Raw genomic sequence first — 15,892 nt, 5'->3', positions numbered from 1 at the left:
CCATCTGAGGTTTGCCCATGAAAAGATGGATGTCATATACAATAGGTTTTGCCATGTTGCCGTTCTTACTGCCATCCTGTCGTCCTGGAGTAATTGTCGCACTTGTTGCTTTGACAGCAACTGGGATGACGCAGGCAGCCCATGCGCAGGCATCCTCAGACAATCAGGCAGAAGAGGTCTGTCGCAATCGTGCAGAGGCCTACGCCGGTGTTCCACGCAGCGATAGCAGTCAGGGGCTAGGCCTTGGAAATGATCGCGTCGGGATCACCTTTTCGGGCACCGCCCGTTTTGGCATCAGTATTCAGGATGGCAAGGTCCGCAGCGCAGGGTCCCGGAACGGGTCAGAGGCCAGTGATCGTGACGACTATTTCAATACCCCCGAAGCGCGCCGCAAACGTCTGGTAAAACAGCATTATCGCGATTGCATGTCTCAACGCTGATTTCGTAAGCTGTCCAGAACCCATAGATTTATATTGTGCCGGTTCCCGGACTGAGCATGGCACGCACATTGCCGGATAGCATCCAACTGATGCGCCGCGTGACATAAGGACAGGCGCCAAGACAGGCGAGACAAGGGCAGAACATCTATGACGCTCATTCAACAGTTGCTGTTGGGCAGCCTATACCTTGGCATTTGTCTTGCGGTAGAGGCGGCACTATTGGTGTTCTGTATCCATTTCCTGCGCAAGCGTACGGGTTACCTGCAAGGCGCTCGACGGGTTTTTCAAATCGGTTTGGTCATGTTCATCGCCATTGGGTTGATTGTTTTTGCCCACACGATGCAGGTTTGGATTTGGGCGACTGCGCTGATATTTTCCGGCGCAATCGGGGATTGGAACACAGCGATTTACTTTTCGCTTGCGACCTACACAACGCTTGGCTACGGCGACATCGTTTTGAGTGAGGGCATGCGGATCTTTGCCGCCTTTGGTGCGGTCACCGGTTTGTTCGCCTTTGGCATCAGTACGGCATTTCTGGTGGCGGTCCTAAGAGAGGTTTTCGTTTTGGATCAACAAGGTAGCGATATAAGCTAAGGAAGTTGCTCACCGAAAACGCAGTATATCTGCCATGGCCTTAGGCCGTTTGTGACGCCAGACCCCACCACAAAACGCCATGGATCAGCGCTGGCCAAAACCTCCGCAGCTCAGCGTGCGGTTCCTCTTGCCTATTACCCTGTGCTGGTCATCGGCTCTGAACTATATCTCTCTGAAAGGTCTGGTTTTTCACATCCAGCTATGAGAGCGTCCCCAATATGAGCATCAGACCCTACGTGAAGCCCGGCGCCTATGCGTTGTATCTGGCCGCCAAACGGTTCAACGATAAGAACGGTTGGGTGCTGAGCAGCCATATCGCAATGTCGCTGATGCTGGCACTGTTCCCGTTCATCCTGTTCACGGTGGCGCTGACAGGCGCGGTGGCAGGGTCCCTATCGGACCGCATTGATCTGAAAAATCTGGTCGAACTGGTCTTTGGTTCTTGGCCCGAAAGCGTATCAGACCCCATCGTACGCGAGGTTTATTCGGTTCTGGCAACATCATCGACCGGCGTCGTAACGCTTGGCGGCGTCATCGCGATCTACTTTGCGTCGAACGGAGTGGATGCGATACGGTTGGCGATCGTACAAGCCTATCATGAACGGGACACACGTCCGTTCTGGAAAACCCGGGGGTTGTGCATCGGGCTGGTGATTCTCGGCGGTGCCGGCATCATGGCGGCAGCGGTGTTCGAACTGATCCTGCCGCTCTATGCCCGTCACCTAGCGAGCTTCTTCCCGCAGGTCCCACTCACCCGCGATTGGGAAAGCGGCTTGAATGGGATATTGGTTGCAGTGATCCCGCTGATCGCGGTTTTCGCCTTTCACATGGTGCTTCCAGCCAAGCGTCATCGCTTCACGCAGGTGTTGCCGGGCGTGCTACTGACAGTGATATTGTGGTGGGCTGCGGGGCTGGCCTTTGCTATATATATCAGCAGCTTCGCAGCTTATTCCACGACATATGCGGGGCTGGCCGGCGCTATGGCTGCGCTGATTTTTCTCTATCTCAATTCTGCAATCTTGATTTTGGGGGCAGAGCTGAATGGCGTGCTGCTACACCCGACGTCCAGAAGCAAACCCTAGGAAACAGGTAGGAGAACCAGATCGTTATTGTTTCGTCAATCACAACAATAAGGCAGGTTTGCCACAATTGCGTCATGAACACGGCCCAGTGGGTCGCTTATCCTCAGACCAACACCGGGAAATCCGGCTGACAACGGTATGAGGGTCATATGCGCGTCTTGCAAAGCAAATTTCCAGCCAGCCAGTTCATCATGCAGCGCTTGCTAAAGCGGCGCGCCCTTGTTGATCCGGGGCAATATGCGGATGACCCGCATGTCTTTCTGCGGTCTGAGGGCGCATCTAAAGAAACCGCAGCCTTGCAGGCTATGGCACTGCGGTCCTTTGGCAGCGCGCCGGATAAAATAGCGCGACTTTGATGAAACTAGCGGCAGGGCAGCAATCTGCCCCGTCGATCATTCAATCAGACGTCAATCGTCGGTCGCCTCCGCAACGTTACCGCGAAATCCTGTGGCGACTACAAATTTCTCCGAGCTGTCGGACCGTGAAGATGGCGGTTTGACGTGAAAAACCTTGGTGAATTTCTGCTTGAGAAGCTTTTGCAATTCGCCTTCGGCCCCACCCGCCAGAACCTTGGCCACAAAAGTGCCACCAATCTCCAGCACGTCAAACGAGAAATAGGCAGCCGTTTCGCAAAGTGAGATGATCCGCAGGTGGTCCGTTTGTTTATGGCCAGAACTGGCGGCCGCCATATCCGACATTACGACATCGGCTTTGCCACCCAGCCATCCCTTGACCTGATCGTCAGCACCATCATCCATGAAATCCAGCTGATGGAACTCTGCACCCGCCAGTGGCTCTACCTCTTGCAAATCGACGCCAATGATACGACCGACGGCTTTGTCGGTCCGTTCGCCCATTGAATTGATACGCTTGACCGCGACCTGGGCCCAGCCACCAGGGGCACAGCCTAGATCGACAACTCGCGCGCCGGGCACAAGAAAGCGGAATTTATCGTCAACTTCCATAATCTTATAGGCCGCACGTCCGCGATAACCTTCGGCTTGCGCGCGTTTGACATAGGGGTCGTTCAACTGCCGCTGCAACCAGCGGGTTGAGCTGAGCTTGCGCCCGCGGGCGGTCTTGACCTTGACCTTCAGGTCGCGCTGCCCGCGCCCGGAGGTGTTCTTGCCAGTGGGTGTCTTTGCCATATCCGCTGTTCCTTGTCGCCCGTGGCCGCATCTGGCCAGCTATCGGACGCTCATATCCTGTGTGTGGCCGTCAGAACGGCCCGTCTTCCAATACGCCATCGGCGCTCATCTGTGCATAAAGCAGGCCTTCGCGCAGCCCTCGGTCCGCCACTGACAGGCGATCTGTCGGCCAGCAGCGCAAAAGCGCCTGCAGGATCGCCGCGCCTGACATGATCAGCGCCTGCCGATCTTCGCCAATGCGCGGATCGCTGCGCCGCCCCTGAGGGCCGAGTTCTAGATAAGAGCGTATGACCTTGTCAATCTGATCGCTGGTCATGCGCAATCCATCTACTTTGGTCCGATCATACCGTTTCAACCCCAGATGGGAGGCCGCAACGGTGGTTACCGTGCCAGAGGTGCCGACGATCTGAAACCCTTGGCGGGTCTGCTCATCCTTGTAGGGGGCAAAATCCGCAAGGTTTTCCTCAAAGAACCAGCTCATCAGGGCGAAACGTGCGGCGTCATCTTCCACATCGTTGAACTGATCGCGCAGCGTTGCAACGCCCAGCGGCACTGATATCCAGTCAACGACTTTGGCCGCAGGAAAGGGGCTCTCTGCTGGATGGAAACCAGCGTGCAGCCGCATGATGGCAGAGGGCCGATCCCGGCGCGCGATGGAGGAGATATCAATCCACACCAGTTCCGTCGACCCGCCACCGATATCCACCACCAACAACTGGTCTGTCTTAGTGGACACCAACGGCGCGCAGGATATCACTGCAAGGCGTGCTTCTTCCTCTGGCTGAATAATTTCAAGATTCAATCCGGTTTCACGGCGGACCTGGCGAATAAACTCACGCGCGTTTTTGGCACGACGGCAGGCTTCGGTCGCGACCAGCCGCATCCGTTTAACGCGGTTGCGTTTGAGTTTCTGCTGACAAATCCGCAGCGCTTGAATGGTGCGCGCCATGGACGCGCGCGACAAACGCCCGGTCCGCTCCAGCCCGGCGCCAAGCTGCACCGACTTTGAGAAGCTGTCCACCACATGAAAGCCGCTGCCCTTTGGTTGGGCAATCAGCATCCGGCAGCTATTTGTCCCCAGATCGAGCGCAGCATATAGCGCATCCGGATCTGGTCGGGCCGGTGCAGGGCTCTCTACCGCTCGGGGAAATGCGTCCGCACCTTTAGAACGCCTGGGCGCCATGATTCACGCCCTCCGATAATCGTGTTGCGTCAAGCATATGTTCGCTCATCGCCACGTGCAAGGTGGCCCGGTGCCTGAGATGAAGATTTGCATGATCACCCATTGTCGATTTTTGAACGAATTTGAACGCTTTGCCGGTCAAATTCATAAAGCTGATGAATATTATGAGACAGCCGCACAGTAGCCAGAGCCGGACCGCATTGCTATTCAGGAACGACGTTAAAAAGGTCGCTCCAAACCAATGTCAGGTCGAAATCCGGCGACCGTCGCTTGCGATGCCACACTAGAAACGCACATACCCAGACGCAAAGGAAGCCACGGCAATGCCCGACGTCACAATCGTTTACTGGCGCGATATCCCAGCACAAATCATCGTCGGCAAAGGCCGTCGCGGGGCCAAACGCCAATTGGAAGAGCGGTTTGAACAAGCCATCGACCGCGCCGCCATGAAAGTGAACGCAAAGGACGCAGATGCCTATCTGGCAGAATGGCGCAAGGCCGCCGCCTATCCGGTAGACGGTGAACCGGCGGATGTCGCTGAGGCCGAGGCCCAGCGTCTGGAAGCGGAATATGATCAGGACCGGCTCAAGACGCTGATCGCAAACGACGGATGGGCATGAGCCTGACATCTTTTTGGGAGGCCACTATGGCTTTGTTGAACTTCAAAAAACGCGATGCTGGGACAACCCAGCCCACCAGCCCCGAGGTCGAGGCCTTTCTGGAAAACTACTCGATCGAGGTGATGCCCCGCACCGCTTCCAAGGTTGAGAACTTCCGCGACCTGCTGCCAGCCGGAACCCGCGTGTACATCGCCCATATCGAAGGCACCCCGATTGAGGAAATGGTCGAGACCGCCAAGCGGTTGAACGCTGAAGGTTATCCGGTGATGCCGCATTTCCCAGCGCGTATCATCCAGGACGAGGCGACGCTGGCCGATTGGATTGCACGCTATCAGGGCGAAGCTGACGTCAAACAGGCGCTGCTGTTGGCCGGCGGTGTGGCCAAACCTCATGGCGCATTCGACAGCTCCATGCAACTGTTGGAAACCGGGCTGTTCGACAAAGCTGGATTTACCAATTTGCACGTTGCAGGTCACCCCGAGGGCAACAAAGATATTGACCCCGACGGAAGCATGAAGAACGTCGCTGATGCGCTTCTGTGGAAACAGAAATTTTCAGAGCGTACTGACTCTGAAATGGCCCTGGCCACGCAGTTTGCCTTTGAAGCCAAGCCCATCATCGAATGGGCGGACAATATCAAAGCCGCAGGCGTTGACCTGCCGATCCACATCGGAATTGCGGGTCCGGCAAAGCTTCAGACGTTGATCAAATTCGCCATTGCTTGTGGTGTCGGCCCATCGCTGAAAGTGTTGCAAAAAAGGGCCATGGACGTGTCCAAGTTGCTGTTGCCCTATGAGCCGACCGACGTGATCGCCGAGCTGGCCGCCCACAAGGCCGCAAACCCGGATTTCAACATCACCAATGTGCATTTCTTCCCGCTGGGTGGTATCAAAACCAACGCCACCTGGGCCATCAACAACGGCGGCGCAGCAGCGCAGCCGGTCAATTCCCAAGGATAAACAATGACCCGTACCGTCGTAGAATCTAAAACAAAAACCGCCATCCTGGGCTTTGACCAACCGTTTTGCGTGATCGGCGAACGGATCAACCCCACCGGCCGTAAGAAGCTGGCGGCGGAACTTGAGGCCGGGGATTTCTCAACCGTTGAGAAAGACGCGCTGGCGCAGGTTATGGCCGGGGCCAACATCTTGGATATCAATGCAGGTGTTGTCTACAATTCCAACCCGAACCCGAATGAGACCGAGCCACCGCTGATGACCAAGATCGTCGAGCTGGTGCAGGGGCTCACCGATACGCCGCTTTGTATCGACTCCTCGGTTCCCGGCGCGCTTGAGGCCGGTCTACAGGCTGCCGAGGGCCGTCCGTTGCTGAATTCCGTCACCGGTGAAGAAGAGCGGCTGGAGCACGTGCTGCCACTGGTCAAAAAGTACAACGTCCCAGTTGTGGCGATCTCCAATGATGACACTGGTATCTCCGAAGATCCCGATGTCCGCTTTGCCGTGGCCAAGAAAATTGTCGAACGCGCCGCAGATTTTGGCATCCCCGCCCATGACATCGTCGTTGACCCGCTGGTGATGCCGATTGGCGCGATGGCAACGGCCGGCCTTCAGGTGTTTGCCCTGGTCCGTCGTCTGCGCGAGGAGCTGGGTGTTAACACCACCTGCGGCGCTTCCAATGTGTCCTTCGGCTTGCCAAACCGTCACGGCATAAACAACGCCTTCCTGCCGATGGCAATGGGTGCAGGCATGACCTCCGCGATCATGAACCCGGTCGCCCTGCCGATCAATCAGAAGAAAATCGCAGAGAAACGTGCCGAAGTCGAAGCTGCAGGCATCACTCTGCCTGAGGGTATGGAAGACGAGGCTTTTGTTCAGATGTTTGGATTGGGTTCCACCAAACCGCGCCCAGGCAAGGAGATGGAGGCCATCCGCGCCGCCAACCTGCTGACCAACAATGATCCGCATGGTGGCGCATGGATCAAGGCCAACAAAGAGCCCGCAAAAGAGGGCGAAGAAGGCCGTGGCCGCGGTGGGCGCGCCGGTGGTCGCCGCCGCCGCGCCTGAGCCAGCTCAAGATCATGCGACAGAGAGGTCAGGCTTCGGTCTGGCCTTTTTTTATTGAATGGATGGTAGATGTGATTGGAAAATCGCTATCGGGCACGAGTCCAAGCGACGCCGAGAAGGCTAAACGAGCGACCCACGGGTAAAACCATTCCTCATGGACGCAGGCCGCTCTCTCCCGCCCCGGATTTGTCGGGATGGCATAACAATAGTGCGGAGTCGTGATGACGTCCATATTCCGAGTCTGGACCGGCCATGTCTTGCCGCTACCCACCCCCGATTGACTGTGAAATAGAGTACATCGGGATTGATATCAGAACTTAGGATATATGGCGCACCTGAGAGGATTCGAACCTCTGGCCTCTGCCTTCGGAGGGCAGCGCTCTATCCAGCTGAGCTACAGGTGCCAATAGAGGTCGTATAGCTGCGACAGGATGGCTCTGCAACGACAAAAAACAATGGAACCACAATTCAATTCAGGCGTTTGTACTATGACGATAAAGGACGATAAACATGTCACAGCAGCGAAATCACCAGGCAAGATCGCATCAAAAAAACCCGCAAACCGGGATGGCGCGGGTTTCTCGGGGGAATGTTGCGAGGTGCAGACATGGACGGATATGCCGGAACGAACGGGTCCGTCGGAACAGGGACGGCTTTGGCTTAACCGTTCCAGCTGCGGACTACGCCGCAATCCATATGAACGAAATTCGAACCTCGGTATTTTCCAACACCGCCAGCGCGGCAGGCTTTGGCGGCGTTTGCCATCTGCGAAACAGAGCGCGAGCTCAGGCGCAGGTCGGCGGCTTGGCCGCGCATATGAAGCGAGTTTTTGGCAACGCCGCGAGAGCGGCTGCGCAGCATGGCGTTGGTCTTGGGGCTGCGATAGCCAGATAACATCATGTAAGGCTCATTAACGTCGAGCAAGTTATGCGACGCCGCCATTATGTCGATGGTACGCAGGTCGATTTCCTTGACCTGATCGTTGCGCCAGTCACGCATGAAGTGGTTCACTTCTTTGACCGCGTCTTTGATATATTTACCATCAATCCAATAGACCATATCGATCCGTTCACCCGTGCGGCCAGAAAACATCCGGATCCGTCGGATATCGCCTGCGCCACGCAGAAAACCAGCCGCATTGGAGAAGGTTGGAGCGGCGACCAAGGTTGTTGCCGCGAACGCGCCCAACAGAGCACGACGGGAAAATCCCGATTTATCAGTAGTTGCCATTGTCACTGCGTTGTCCCGTACGCCTGAAGTCTCTGCCTGTGCCCGATGTTACGAGCGGTTCGTGGTCCTGTTTCCTTGCGACAACTGTATTGCACATACAGAATCGTGCGCCAAGTTTTGAATGTTGCAGCTCGACATGAGCCGTGAATTTCGGCAATTTTTTGCGCAAAAGGGAAATAAATGGTTAATTTCCCCTCTGCGTGTCGGCGCGGCCACAGGCGGGAACACTGCTGCTGAGGCGTATATAACGTAATCATCTGTTGCCGCGATGCGCTGATCAAAATGTGATTGGACAGCAGGGGCTGGCGTTTACCAGGATTTCATGTAGGCAGCTTTAAGCTGTGAAAATCAATTCATTTGAGGACCGTAACCACATGTCGCCTGTTTTGCTGACCCGCGCCATTTCAACCATCAGGCCACGCTTTCAGGCGGGCCTATTTGCGCTCGCGCTTGGTGGATTTGCACTTGGGGCGAATGTGGCGCCAGCACAGGCGCAGGTCACGGCCTTTAAGCAAGCGGTTGCCGAAGCTGCATCTGCAAGCGATCCCGTAGCACAGTTCTATCGCGAAACCGGCTATGCCGCGATCTGGACCGGCAGTGACGACGCATCGCGCACGCGCCGTGCAGCGTTGTTCCGGGCCCTTGGTGAGGCACCGATTCACGGGCTTCCCGACCGGGCAAACGAGATGAACGAGCTTATGCAGATCTTGGCTGATATTCGCACAACCCGTGATCTGGGTCGGGCCGAAGTTGCGATGAGCCGCGCGCTGGTCGGCTATGCCAGCGATCTGCAAACCGGTCTACTGGAACCTCGTCGGATTGATGACGGTATTGTCCGCAAGAAACATCAACCCGATTTTGCCGCTTATCTGACCGGAATTCGTGATGAGGCCCCGGTGGCTTATCTGCGTAGCCTTGCCCCGCAAACTGCGCAATATCAGGCGCTGCTGCGCGAAAAGATGCGGCTTGAAAAGCTTCAGGACATCGGCGGTTGGGGACCACGTGTTTCGGCCAAAAAACTGGAGCGGGGCGATAGCGGGCAGCCGGTGATTGCACTGCGAAACCGTCTTATTGCGATGGGATATCTGCCACGAAGTGCCGCGCGCAGCTATGACACCGCGCTGGAGCGGGCCGTCCAGCAATTCCAAGCCGATCACGGGCTGACGGCCGATGGCGTCGCGGGTGGTGGCACACTCAAGGAAATCAACAAGCCGGTCTCTGCAAGGTTGAAATCGGTGATTGTCGCGATGGAACGGGAACGCTGGCTGACTCCGGACCGGGGCAGTCGCCATGTGCTGGTCAATCAGACAGATTTTACTGCCAAGATCATCGACAATGGCGAAGTCACCTTTGTGACGCGCTCTGTTATCGGGAAGGATAACGCCGACCGTCGCTCGCCGGAATTTTCCGACGAGATGGAACATCTGGTCATTAACCCAAGCTGGTACGTCCCGCGATCCATCGTGACCAAGGAATATCTTCCAAAGCTGCGCAGCAACCCCAACGCAGTCAGCCATATCGAAATCACCGACAGCCGGGGCCGCAAAGTGAACCGCGGTGCGGTCGATTTCTCGCAATACACCGCACGCACGTTCCCCTTTGCAATGCGACAGCCGCCTAGTGCGAAGAACGCGTTGGGGCTGGTAAAGTTTATGTTCCCGAACAAATACAATATCTACCTGCATGACACGCCGCAAAAGAGTCTGTTCCAACGCGAGGTGCGCGCCTTTTCACACGGCTGCATTCGCTTGGCGCAACCCTTTGAATTTGCATATGCTTTGCTGGCACGCCAGACGGAAAACCCCAAAGATTTCTTTCATCGTATCCTCAACAGCGGCAAAGAAACCAAAGTGGTACTGGATCAAAAGGTCCCGGTGCATATCATCTATCGCACCGCCTTTGTGACCGAAAAAGGCCAGCCAGAATACCGCCGCGACATCTATGACCGTGACGCCAAGGTATGGGCGGCGCTAGAACGGGCAGGGGTGGTGTTGCCCGGCGTACAAGGGTAATCCTCGGGCCCAAAGGCAACAGACCGGAAGGGCCCGATATGTTTACAGTCCGCGAAATAGCCGTCTCTCTTAAGGCAGAGGCCGCAGGTGATCTGGATCTGACAGTTCAGCGCGCAGCAGAGCCGCAGGACGCCGGGCCCGACGATCTTGCCATGGCCATGGCCTCCAAATATGCCGAAAGCCTAGATCAGGGCGACGCCCGTGTTGCGCTGGTCTGGGAGGGGGCCGATTGGCAGGCCATGGGGTTAAAAGCCGCTATTTTCGCTCCGCGGCCTCGACTGGCCATGGGGGGCGTCACGCGTCTGCTTGATGTTGGACAGGGATACAACACAGGCATTCACCCCAGCGCCGTCGTCGATCCCGATGCCGAACTTGGCGAAGGTGTTTCGGTGGGACCGCTGGCTGTGGTCGCTGCCGGCGCACGTATAGGCGCAGGATCGGTAATCGGCCCGCAGTGTTACATTGGCGCGGATGTCACCATCGGCATCGAGGCCTATCTACGGGAAGGCGTCAGCATCGGAGCCCGTGCCAAGATCGGCGACCGGTTTCGTGCCCAACCCGGCGCGCGGGTTGGTGGGGATGGGTTTTCCTATGTCACGCCCGAAGTGTCGGGCGTGGAAACCGCACGCAAGACTATGGGAGCGCAGGGTGAGACCAAAGCCCAGAGCTGGCTGCGCATCCACTCCCTTGGTGCGGTTGAAATTGGTCATGACGTAGAACTGGGCACCAATTGCACCATCGACAATGGCACCATCCGCAACACTGTGATCGGCAGCGGCAGCAAGTTGGACAACCTCGTTCATGTTGGCCACAACACCCGTGTCGGGCGCGATTGCCTCTTGTGTGGTCAGACCGGGATTTCCGGCTCGGTCGATATCGGCAATAGCGTGGTGTTAGGTGGCCAGACCGGTGTTGCGGATAACCTGTTCATTGGCGACGGTGTCATCGCCGGTGGCGGGACCAAGATCCTGTCCAATGTACCGGCAGGACGTGTGGTGATGGGATACCCGGCTGTCAAAATGGAGACACATACCGAAATGTATAAGGGGCAGAGACGCCTGAGCCGTCTGATGCGCGACATTGACGCGTTGAAGAAGGCGGTTTTCAAGTAACGGCGCAGCCACTACATGACGCGTAAGCACCACTAAAGGGGGCCTCATGAGCACTCAGGACAAGGTCATCACCATCATCGCCGAACAGGCTGTGCTGGAACCATCGGATGTAACACTGGACAGCACGTTGGAAGATCTGGGCATCGACAGCCTTGGTCTGGTCGAGAGCATCTTTGCCATCGAGGAAGAATTCGACATCACCATTCCGTTCAACGCAAATGAACCCGAAAAAAGTGATTTCGACATCTCGAATGTGGCGGCCATTATCGCGGGCATCGACAAACTGATTGCTGAAAAATGACGCTCTCTAAATGGTTTGGAGGCAGCGCATGAAGCGGGTTGTTATCACTGGCATGGGTACGATCAATGCCCTTGGCCACAATGTCGCTGACACACTGGCGTCCATGGCCGAAGGACGATGTGGCATTGGCGATCTGGAGTTTCGCGATGTCGACCGGCTCTCAATCCGCATTGGCGGGCAGGTGCGCGGGTTTGAGGCCGAGGGTCGGTTCAATCGCCAACAGATGAGCCTCTATGATCGGTTCACGCAGTTTACACTGACTGCCGCCAAGGAGGCTATCGACCAATCCGGTCTGGAATTCCACGGTGAACTGTCGCAGAAATCCGGTGTTGTGCTGGGCACCGCCGGCGGCGGTGTGTCGACTTGGGATGACAATTACCGTTCCGTTTATGAGGATGGCAAAAATCGTGTGCACCCGTTTGTTGTGCCAAAACTGATGAACAATGCCGCTGCCAGCCATGTCTCGATGGAGCATAACCTGAAGGGGCCCAGTTTCACCGTCTCGACGGCTTGTGCCTCGTCGAACCATGCCATGGCGCAGGCGTTTCAGATGGTGCGAACGGGCATGGCCCCAGTGATGGTCTCCGGCGGATCTGAATCGATGCTGTGCTTTGGCGGGGTCAAAGCCTGGGAAGGGCTGCGGGTGATGTCGAGGGACGCCTGCCGTCCTTTCAGTGCCAACCGCAACGGGATGGTGCAGGGCGAAGGGGCCGGCGTCTTTGTCTTTGAAGAATATGACCATGCGCGTGCGCGCGGTGCTGACATCCTGTGTGAGGTTGCAGGCTTTGCGATGTCGTCGGATGCTGCGGATATCGTTATGCCCAGCAAACAGGGCGCTGCACGAGCCATCTCAGGCGCGTTGCAGGATGCAAGGGTCAACCCGGAACAAGTGGGCTATATCAACGCTCATGGCACCGGAACCGCTGCCAATGACAAGACGGAATGCGCCGCTGTGGCCGATGTCTTTGGCCCACATGCGGACAATCTGATGATTTCCTCGACCAAATCCATGCATGGCCACCTGATCGGCGGCACCGGCGCGGTTGAACTGCTGGCCTGTATCATGGCGCTGCGCGACGGGGTGATCGCCCCCACCATCAGTTATGAGGAACCCGATCCCGAATGTGCATTGGACGTGGTCCCAAACGAAGCACGCACGGCCAATGTGAGCGTGGCCCTGAGCAACGCCTTTGCCTTTGGCGGACTGAACGCGGTTCTGGCACTACGCAAAGTCTGACCCCCACACCGTCAAGCAGATGACAAAAAACCGCCGCGTCTCTTTCCCGGGACGCGGCGGCTCTTTGTCTGGCAGCGCGGTCAGGTCGCTTACTGCTTTACAACATCGACAACATTATAGCCGGCAGTGAAGCCACTCAGCGACAGATCCATGTTCACCGCCTGATCAGGCGCGGGCGCTGGACGCAGGCTCAGCGTGGCTTTCTTACCCTTTTTGAAGGACGCAATATCGCTTTCGGTCAGACCAATTTGCGCAACGCAGCCCATCGGGTTGCAGAAAGAATAGTTGTAACGCTTGCCCGGAGCCCCGTCGATGGAGATGGTTAACGCCGCAGGAAGCAGTGTTTCCAGCGGTACGATGATGGTCGCGCCGGCCACAGCCTGGCTGCCTTCTTGGTCAATGCGGAACAGCGAAAACTCTGCCATTGGGCTTCCCGCGTCATCCGTCAGGATCTGCAACAAGGAGCAGGGATCAGCGTCTTCTTCGGTTTTGACGCAGGCCAGATCCCAATCGCCATGGGTTTCCTTGGAATAGCGCTGCCCAAGCTGAGGACCGTCTTGTACGGGCTGGCCGAGATCCAGAACTTCATCGGCTTTGGGGGCCTCTGTAGTGGGGGCTTCTGCGGCGGGCTGGCTCTCTTCGGTCGCGGCCGTCCCAGTGCTGTCCTGCGCCATTAGGGGCAGCGGAAGCACCATCAGGGCTGCCAGGGTCATCGGGGTCAGGGACTTGATCATGATTGCCTCATCTATCCTGTGTTATTGGCACCGATGTAGCATGGCCGAAACCCGGTGTCAGTCCAATAACCATGTTTACCCCTTTGACTGGCGGGGAATTGAACAGCAGGTTCGTCACCTTTGGAAGCAATTGATACACAACAAAAAAGGGAGCAATAATGCCCCCTTCTTCGTATTATTCTCCCCGTCGGACTGGCCGACTTAGTTATTGAGGAGGACGTTACGAAAGGGTCGGCCATCGGTCAACAGACAAAGCGAAAAAAATGTCGCGCCTGGTTGATTTATTGACGCTTGCACACATAGCGCGCGGCATATGCACAAATCGGCTTGTAATTAAGGCTTGCAGGAGAACCGCTGTGAAGGGTGTTGTAGACAAAAAAAGGCCGTGCGCGAAGCACGGCCCAGTCTGACAGGGAGGAAATGTCCGCCGAACCAACCGCATGATGGTCGACGGGCAATTATCACTCTCGCATTCAAAGGTTAATTTTGTATTTTCATTTCACAGAAACCGCAGTGTGCGGGATGACAACAGCCGGGGGCAGATCATGCAGGACAAGTTATTTATCGGGGGCGGGGGTGAAAACTATGCCGATCCACAGGCGCTGACGCTCAAATACGCCAATCGTCACGGGCTGATTGCCGGGGCCACCGGCACCGGAAAAACCGTCACCCTGCAGATCCTGGCAGAGAGTTTCTCCAATGCGGGCGTTCCGGTAATCCTATCGGATGTGAAGGGCGATCTTTCCGGGCTCGCGAAATCCGGCAGCGCCACGCAGAAGCTTCATGACGCCTTTACCAGCCGGGCCGACAAAATCGGATTTGGCGACTATAACTACCATGCCTGTCCGGTCACTTTCTGGGATCTCTACGGCCAACAGGGCCATCCGGTGCGTACCACTGTCGCCGAGATGGGGCCGCTGCTGCTTGCGCGACTGTTGGAGCTGAGCGAGGCACAGGAGGGCATTCTGAACATCGCGTTCCGTCTCGCGGATGAGGAAGGGCTGGCACTGCTGGATCTGAAGGATCTACAGGCGCTGCTGGTCTGGGTGGGGGAAAACCGCGCGCAGCTATCGCTGCGCTACGGCAATGTCTCTACGGCCTCAATCGGGGCAATCCAGCGTCGATTGCTGGTGCTGGAAAACCAAGGCGGTGCACAGCTCTTTGGCGAACCTGCGCTGGAGCTTGCCGATCTGATGCGCTGCACGAAGGATGGGCAGGGCATGGTCAATATCCTCGCCGCGGACAAACTGATGGCCGCACCTGGACTATATGCGACATTCCTGCTGTGGTTGCTGAGCGAGCTGTTTGAAGAACTGCCGGAGGTTGGGGATCCTGACAAACCGAAGTTGGTCTTTTTCTTCGACGAGGCACATCTGCTGTTTGATGACGCCCCCAAGGCGCTGATCGACAAGGTGGAGCAGGTGGCCCGCCTGATCCGTTCCAAAGGGGTCGGGATCTATTTCATCACACAAAACCCGGCTGATGTGCCGGAAGACATCCTTGGCCAGCTTGGCAACCGCATCCAACATGCCTTACGTGCCTTCACCGCACGCGACCGCAGGAACCTGCGCATGGCAGCGGAAACCTATCGAGAGAACCCGCGGTTTTCGACCGAAGAAGCCATCCGCGAGGTTGGCGTCGGCGAAGCGGTCACCTCTATGTTGCAAAAGAAAGGCGTGCCGGGCGTGGTGGAACGCACTTTGATCCGGCCGCCCAGTTCCCAGCTGGGGCCAATCACCACTGCCGAGCGGGCGGCGTTCTTGCAGGCCTCGGATATGGCCGGGAAATATGACCAGACCAGCGACCGGCGCTCCGCCTATGAGATCCTCGCGGAGCGCGCAGCCAAAGCCGCCAGTGAGGCTGAGGCATCAGAGGAAGCGGCCGAAAGCGCAGCAGAGCCGATGGCGCGTGAGTATAACGCCGGGCGGCGCTACTCCGGAAGCCGCGTCAGCCGGTCGTCGTCGCGACGGATGAAGCCGCGCGACAGCTTTGCCTCAGCCATGTCCGAAGCAGTAATCAAGGAGCTGAAAGGCACCACTGGGCGGCGCCTTGTGCGCGGCATCCTTGGTGGGTTGTTCAAGGGACGCTGAGCGCCACCAGAACAAAAGAAAACGCCGCCCGAGATATCCACGGGCGGCGTTTTTTGTTTCAGGGGTCCGCAATTGAACCCGCTAC

General features: G+C 57.0%; 16 protein-coding genes and 1 tRNA gene. 12 read left to right on the top strand and 5 right to left on the bottom strand.

What is annotated here, in order from left to right; genetic code table 11:
- Positions 1 to 125: 125 nt before the first annotated feature.
- The 4 genes from PhaeoP97_RS08015 (at position 126) to PhaeoP97_RS08000 (ending at position 2,472) form a co-directional block, all read left to right on the top strand.
- On the top strand, positions 126 to 440 hold the full coding sequence (locus PhaeoP97_RS08015; RefSeq protein WP_237028999.1) for a hypothetical protein: 315 nt from the start codon (positions 126 to 128) through the stop codon (positions 438 to 440).
- Positions 441 to 587: 147 nt separating this feature from the next.
- Positions 588 to 1,034, top strand: a complete 447-nt coding sequence (locus PhaeoP97_RS08010; RefSeq protein WP_072504632.1) for an ion channel — start codon at positions 588 to 590, stop codon at positions 1,032 to 1,034.
- 218 nt (positions 1,035 to 1,252) lie between these two features.
- Positions 1,253 to 2,116 carry a YihY/virulence factor BrkB family protein gene (locus PhaeoP97_RS08005; RefSeq protein WP_072504631.1) on the top strand — a complete coding sequence of 288 codons (864 nt, stop codon included), beginning with the start codon at positions 1,253 to 1,255 and terminating at the stop codon, positions 2,114 to 2,116.
- Between the two features lie 149 nt (positions 2,117 to 2,265).
- Positions 2,266 to 2,472 carry a hypothetical protein gene (locus PhaeoP97_RS08000; protein WP_072504630.1) on the top strand — a complete coding sequence of 69 codons (207 nt, stop codon included), beginning with the start codon at positions 2,266 to 2,268 and terminating at the stop codon, positions 2,470 to 2,472.
- Between the two features lie 51 nt (positions 2,473 to 2,523).
- On the opposite strand, the gene PhaeoP97_RS07995 is transcribed toward PhaeoP97_RS08000, so the two are convergent.
- Positions 2,524 to 3,264, bottom strand: coding sequence for an RlmE family RNA methyltransferase (locus PhaeoP97_RS07995; RefSeq protein ID WP_072504629.1), 741 nt, complete (start codon positions 3,262 to 3,264; stop codon positions 2,524 to 2,526).
- Between the two features lie 70 nt (positions 3,265 to 3,334).
- On the bottom strand, positions 3,335 to 4,447 hold the full coding sequence (locus PhaeoP97_RS07990; protein WP_072504628.1) for a Ppx/GppA phosphatase family protein: 1,113 nt from the start codon (positions 4,445 to 4,447) through the stop codon (positions 3,335 to 3,337).
- A 323-nt stretch (positions 4,448 to 4,770) separates the two neighbouring features.
- Between PhaeoP97_RS07990 and PhaeoP97_RS07985 the strand changes: the two genes are divergently transcribed.
- Genes PhaeoP97_RS07985 through PhaeoP97_RS07975 form a run of 3 tightly spaced genes read left to right on the top strand, consistent with a single transcriptional unit; the run spans position 4,771 to position 7,091 of the window.
- Complete coding sequence (locus tag PhaeoP97_RS07985; protein WP_072504627.1) at positions 4,771 to 5,067, top strand: virulence factor; 297 nt, start codon at positions 4,771 to 4,773, stop codon at positions 5,065 to 5,067.
- Positions 5,068 to 5,093: 26 nt separating this feature from the next.
- Positions 5,094 to 6,026 (top strand): methylenetetrahydrofolate reductase, encoded by a 933-nt coding sequence (locus PhaeoP97_RS07980; RefSeq protein ID WP_072506365.1) that lies wholly within the window; start codon positions 5,094 to 5,096, stop codon positions 6,024 to 6,026.
- A gap of 3 nt (positions 6,027 to 6,029) precedes the next feature.
- Complete coding sequence (locus PhaeoP97_RS07975) at positions 6,030 to 7,091, top strand: methyltetrahydrofolate cobalamin methyltransferase (RefSeq protein WP_072504626.1); 1,062 nt, start codon at positions 6,030 to 6,032, stop codon at positions 7,089 to 7,091.
- A gap of 327 nt (positions 7,092 to 7,418) precedes the next feature.
- Here PhaeoP97_RS07975 and PhaeoP97_RS07970 read toward each other — a convergent pair.
- Together PhaeoP97_RS07970 and mepK are read right to left on the bottom strand one after the other, a co-directional pair.
- Positions 7,419 to 7,495 (bottom strand) — tRNA-Arg (locus PhaeoP97_RS07970).
- A gap of 256 nt (positions 7,496 to 7,751) precedes the next feature.
- Positions 7,752 to 8,321: a peptidoglycan L,D-endopeptidase MepK gene (gene mepK / locus PhaeoP97_RS07965; RefSeq protein WP_072504625.1), complete on the bottom strand. Its 570-nt coding sequence runs from the start codon at positions 8,319 to 8,321 to the stop codon at positions 7,752 to 7,754.
- Between the two features lie 374 nt (positions 8,322 to 8,695).
- Between mepK and PhaeoP97_RS07960 the strand changes: the two genes are divergently transcribed.
- The 4 genes from PhaeoP97_RS07960 to PhaeoP97_RS07945 are packed head-to-tail and all read left to right on the top strand — an operon-like array spanning position 8,696 to position 12,983.
- A complete protein-coding gene (locus PhaeoP97_RS07960) occupies positions 8,696 to 10,333 on the top strand; it encodes a L,D-transpeptidase family protein (RefSeq protein WP_192849687.1) in 1,638 nt (545 codons plus the stop codon).
- Between the two features lie 38 nt (positions 10,334 to 10,371).
- Complete coding sequence (gene lpxD, locus PhaeoP97_RS07955; RefSeq protein ID WP_072504624.1) at positions 10,372 to 11,445, top strand: UDP-3-O-(3-hydroxymyristoyl)glucosamine N-acyltransferase; 1,074 nt, start codon at positions 10,372 to 10,374, stop codon at positions 11,443 to 11,445.
- A 46-nt stretch (positions 11,446 to 11,491) separates the two neighbouring features.
- Positions 11,492 to 11,746: an acyl carrier protein gene (locus tag PhaeoP97_RS07950; protein ID WP_072504623.1), complete on the top strand. Its 255-nt coding sequence runs from the start codon at positions 11,492 to 11,494 to the stop codon at positions 11,744 to 11,746.
- A gap of 28 nt (positions 11,747 to 11,774) precedes the next feature.
- Entirely contained in the window at positions 11,775 to 12,983 is a 1,209-nt protein-coding gene (locus tag PhaeoP97_RS07945; protein ID WP_072504622.1) for a beta-ketoacyl-[acyl-carrier-protein] synthase family protein, read from the top strand.
- 89 nt (positions 12,984 to 13,072) lie between these two features.
- Here the strand turns inward: PhaeoP97_RS07945 and PhaeoP97_RS07940 are convergent, their stop codons facing one another.
- On the bottom strand, positions 13,073 to 13,717 hold the full coding sequence (locus PhaeoP97_RS07940) for an invasion associated locus B family protein (protein WP_072504621.1): 645 nt from the start codon (positions 13,715 to 13,717) through the stop codon (positions 13,073 to 13,075).
- Between the two features lie 545 nt (positions 13,718 to 14,262).
- On the opposite strand from PhaeoP97_RS07940, the gene PhaeoP97_RS07935 reads away from it, so the two are divergent.
- Positions 14,263 to 15,807 (top strand): helicase HerA-like domain-containing protein, encoded by a 1,545-nt coding sequence (locus tag PhaeoP97_RS07935; protein ID WP_072506363.1) that lies wholly within the window; start codon positions 14,263 to 14,265, stop codon positions 15,805 to 15,807.
- Positions 15,808 to 15,892: the final 85 nt, after the last annotated feature.

This window comes from Phaeobacter porticola (genome assembly GCF_001888185.1).
Taxonomy (GTDB): Bacteria; Pseudomonadota; Alphaproteobacteria; order Rhodobacterales; family Rhodobacteraceae; genus Phaeobacter; species Phaeobacter porticola.
Note: the sequence above shows the minus strand (reverse complement) of the source record. Positions and strands in the feature narration are given on the sequence as shown.

Bases quoted from the DNA above. Each gene is read 5' to 3' on its own strand.
- PhaeoP97_RS07935 (WP_072506363.1), top strand. From the start codon at position 14,263: ATGCAGGACAAGTTATTTATCGGGGGCGGGGGTGAAAACTATGCCGAT.
- PhaeoP97_RS07950 (WP_072504623.1), top strand. From the start codon at position 11,492: ATGAGCACTCAGGACAAGGTCATCACCATCATCGCCGAACAGGCTGTG.
- PhaeoP97_RS08005 (WP_072504631.1), top strand. From the start codon at position 1,253: ATGAGCATCAGACCCTACGTGAAGCCCGGCGCCTATGCGTTGTATCTG.
- PhaeoP97_RS07985 (WP_072504627.1), top strand. From the start codon at position 4,771: ATGCCCGACGTCACAATCGTTTACTGGCGCGATATCCCAGCACAAATC.
- mepK (WP_072504625.1), bottom strand. From the start codon at position 8,321: ATGGCAACTACTGATAAATCGGGATTTTCCCGTCGTGCTCTGTTGGGC.
- PhaeoP97_RS07995 (WP_072504629.1), bottom strand. From the start codon at position 3,264: ATGGCAAAGACACCCACTGGCAAGAACACCTCCGGGCGCGGGCAGCGC.
- PhaeoP97_RS07975 (WP_072504626.1), top strand. From the start codon at position 6,030: ATGACCCGTACCGTCGTAGAATCTAAAACAAAAACCGCCATCCTGGGC.
- PhaeoP97_RS07980 (WP_072506365.1), top strand. From the start codon at position 5,094: ATGGCTTTGTTGAACTTCAAAAAACGCGATGCTGGGACAACCCAGCCC.
- PhaeoP97_RS08000 (WP_072504630.1), top strand. From the start codon at position 2,266: ATGCGCGTCTTGCAAAGCAAATTTCCAGCCAGCCAGTTCATCATGCAG.
- PhaeoP97_RS07940 (WP_072504621.1), bottom strand. From the start codon at position 13,717: ATGATCAAGTCCCTGACCCCGATGACCCTGGCAGCCCTGATGGTGCTT.
- PhaeoP97_RS07945 (WP_072504622.1), top strand. From the start codon at position 11,775: ATGAAGCGGGTTGTTATCACTGGCATGGGTACGATCAATGCCCTTGGC.
- PhaeoP97_RS07960 (WP_192849687.1), top strand. From the start codon at position 8,696: ATGTCGCCTGTTTTGCTGACCCGCGCCATTTCAACCATCAGGCCACGC.
- lpxD (WP_072504624.1), top strand. From the start codon at position 10,372: ATGTTTACAGTCCGCGAAATAGCCGTCTCTCTTAAGGCAGAGGCCGCA.
- PhaeoP97_RS07990 (WP_072504628.1), bottom strand. From the start codon at position 4,447: ATGGCGCCCAGGCGTTCTAAAGGTGCGGACGCATTTCCCCGAGCGGTA.
- PhaeoP97_RS08015 (WP_237028999.1), top strand. From the start codon at position 126: ATGACGCAGGCAGCCCATGCGCAGGCATCCTCAGACAATCAGGCAGAA.
- PhaeoP97_RS08010 (WP_072504632.1), top strand. From the start codon at position 588: ATGACGCTCATTCAACAGTTGCTGTTGGGCAGCCTATACCTTGGCATT.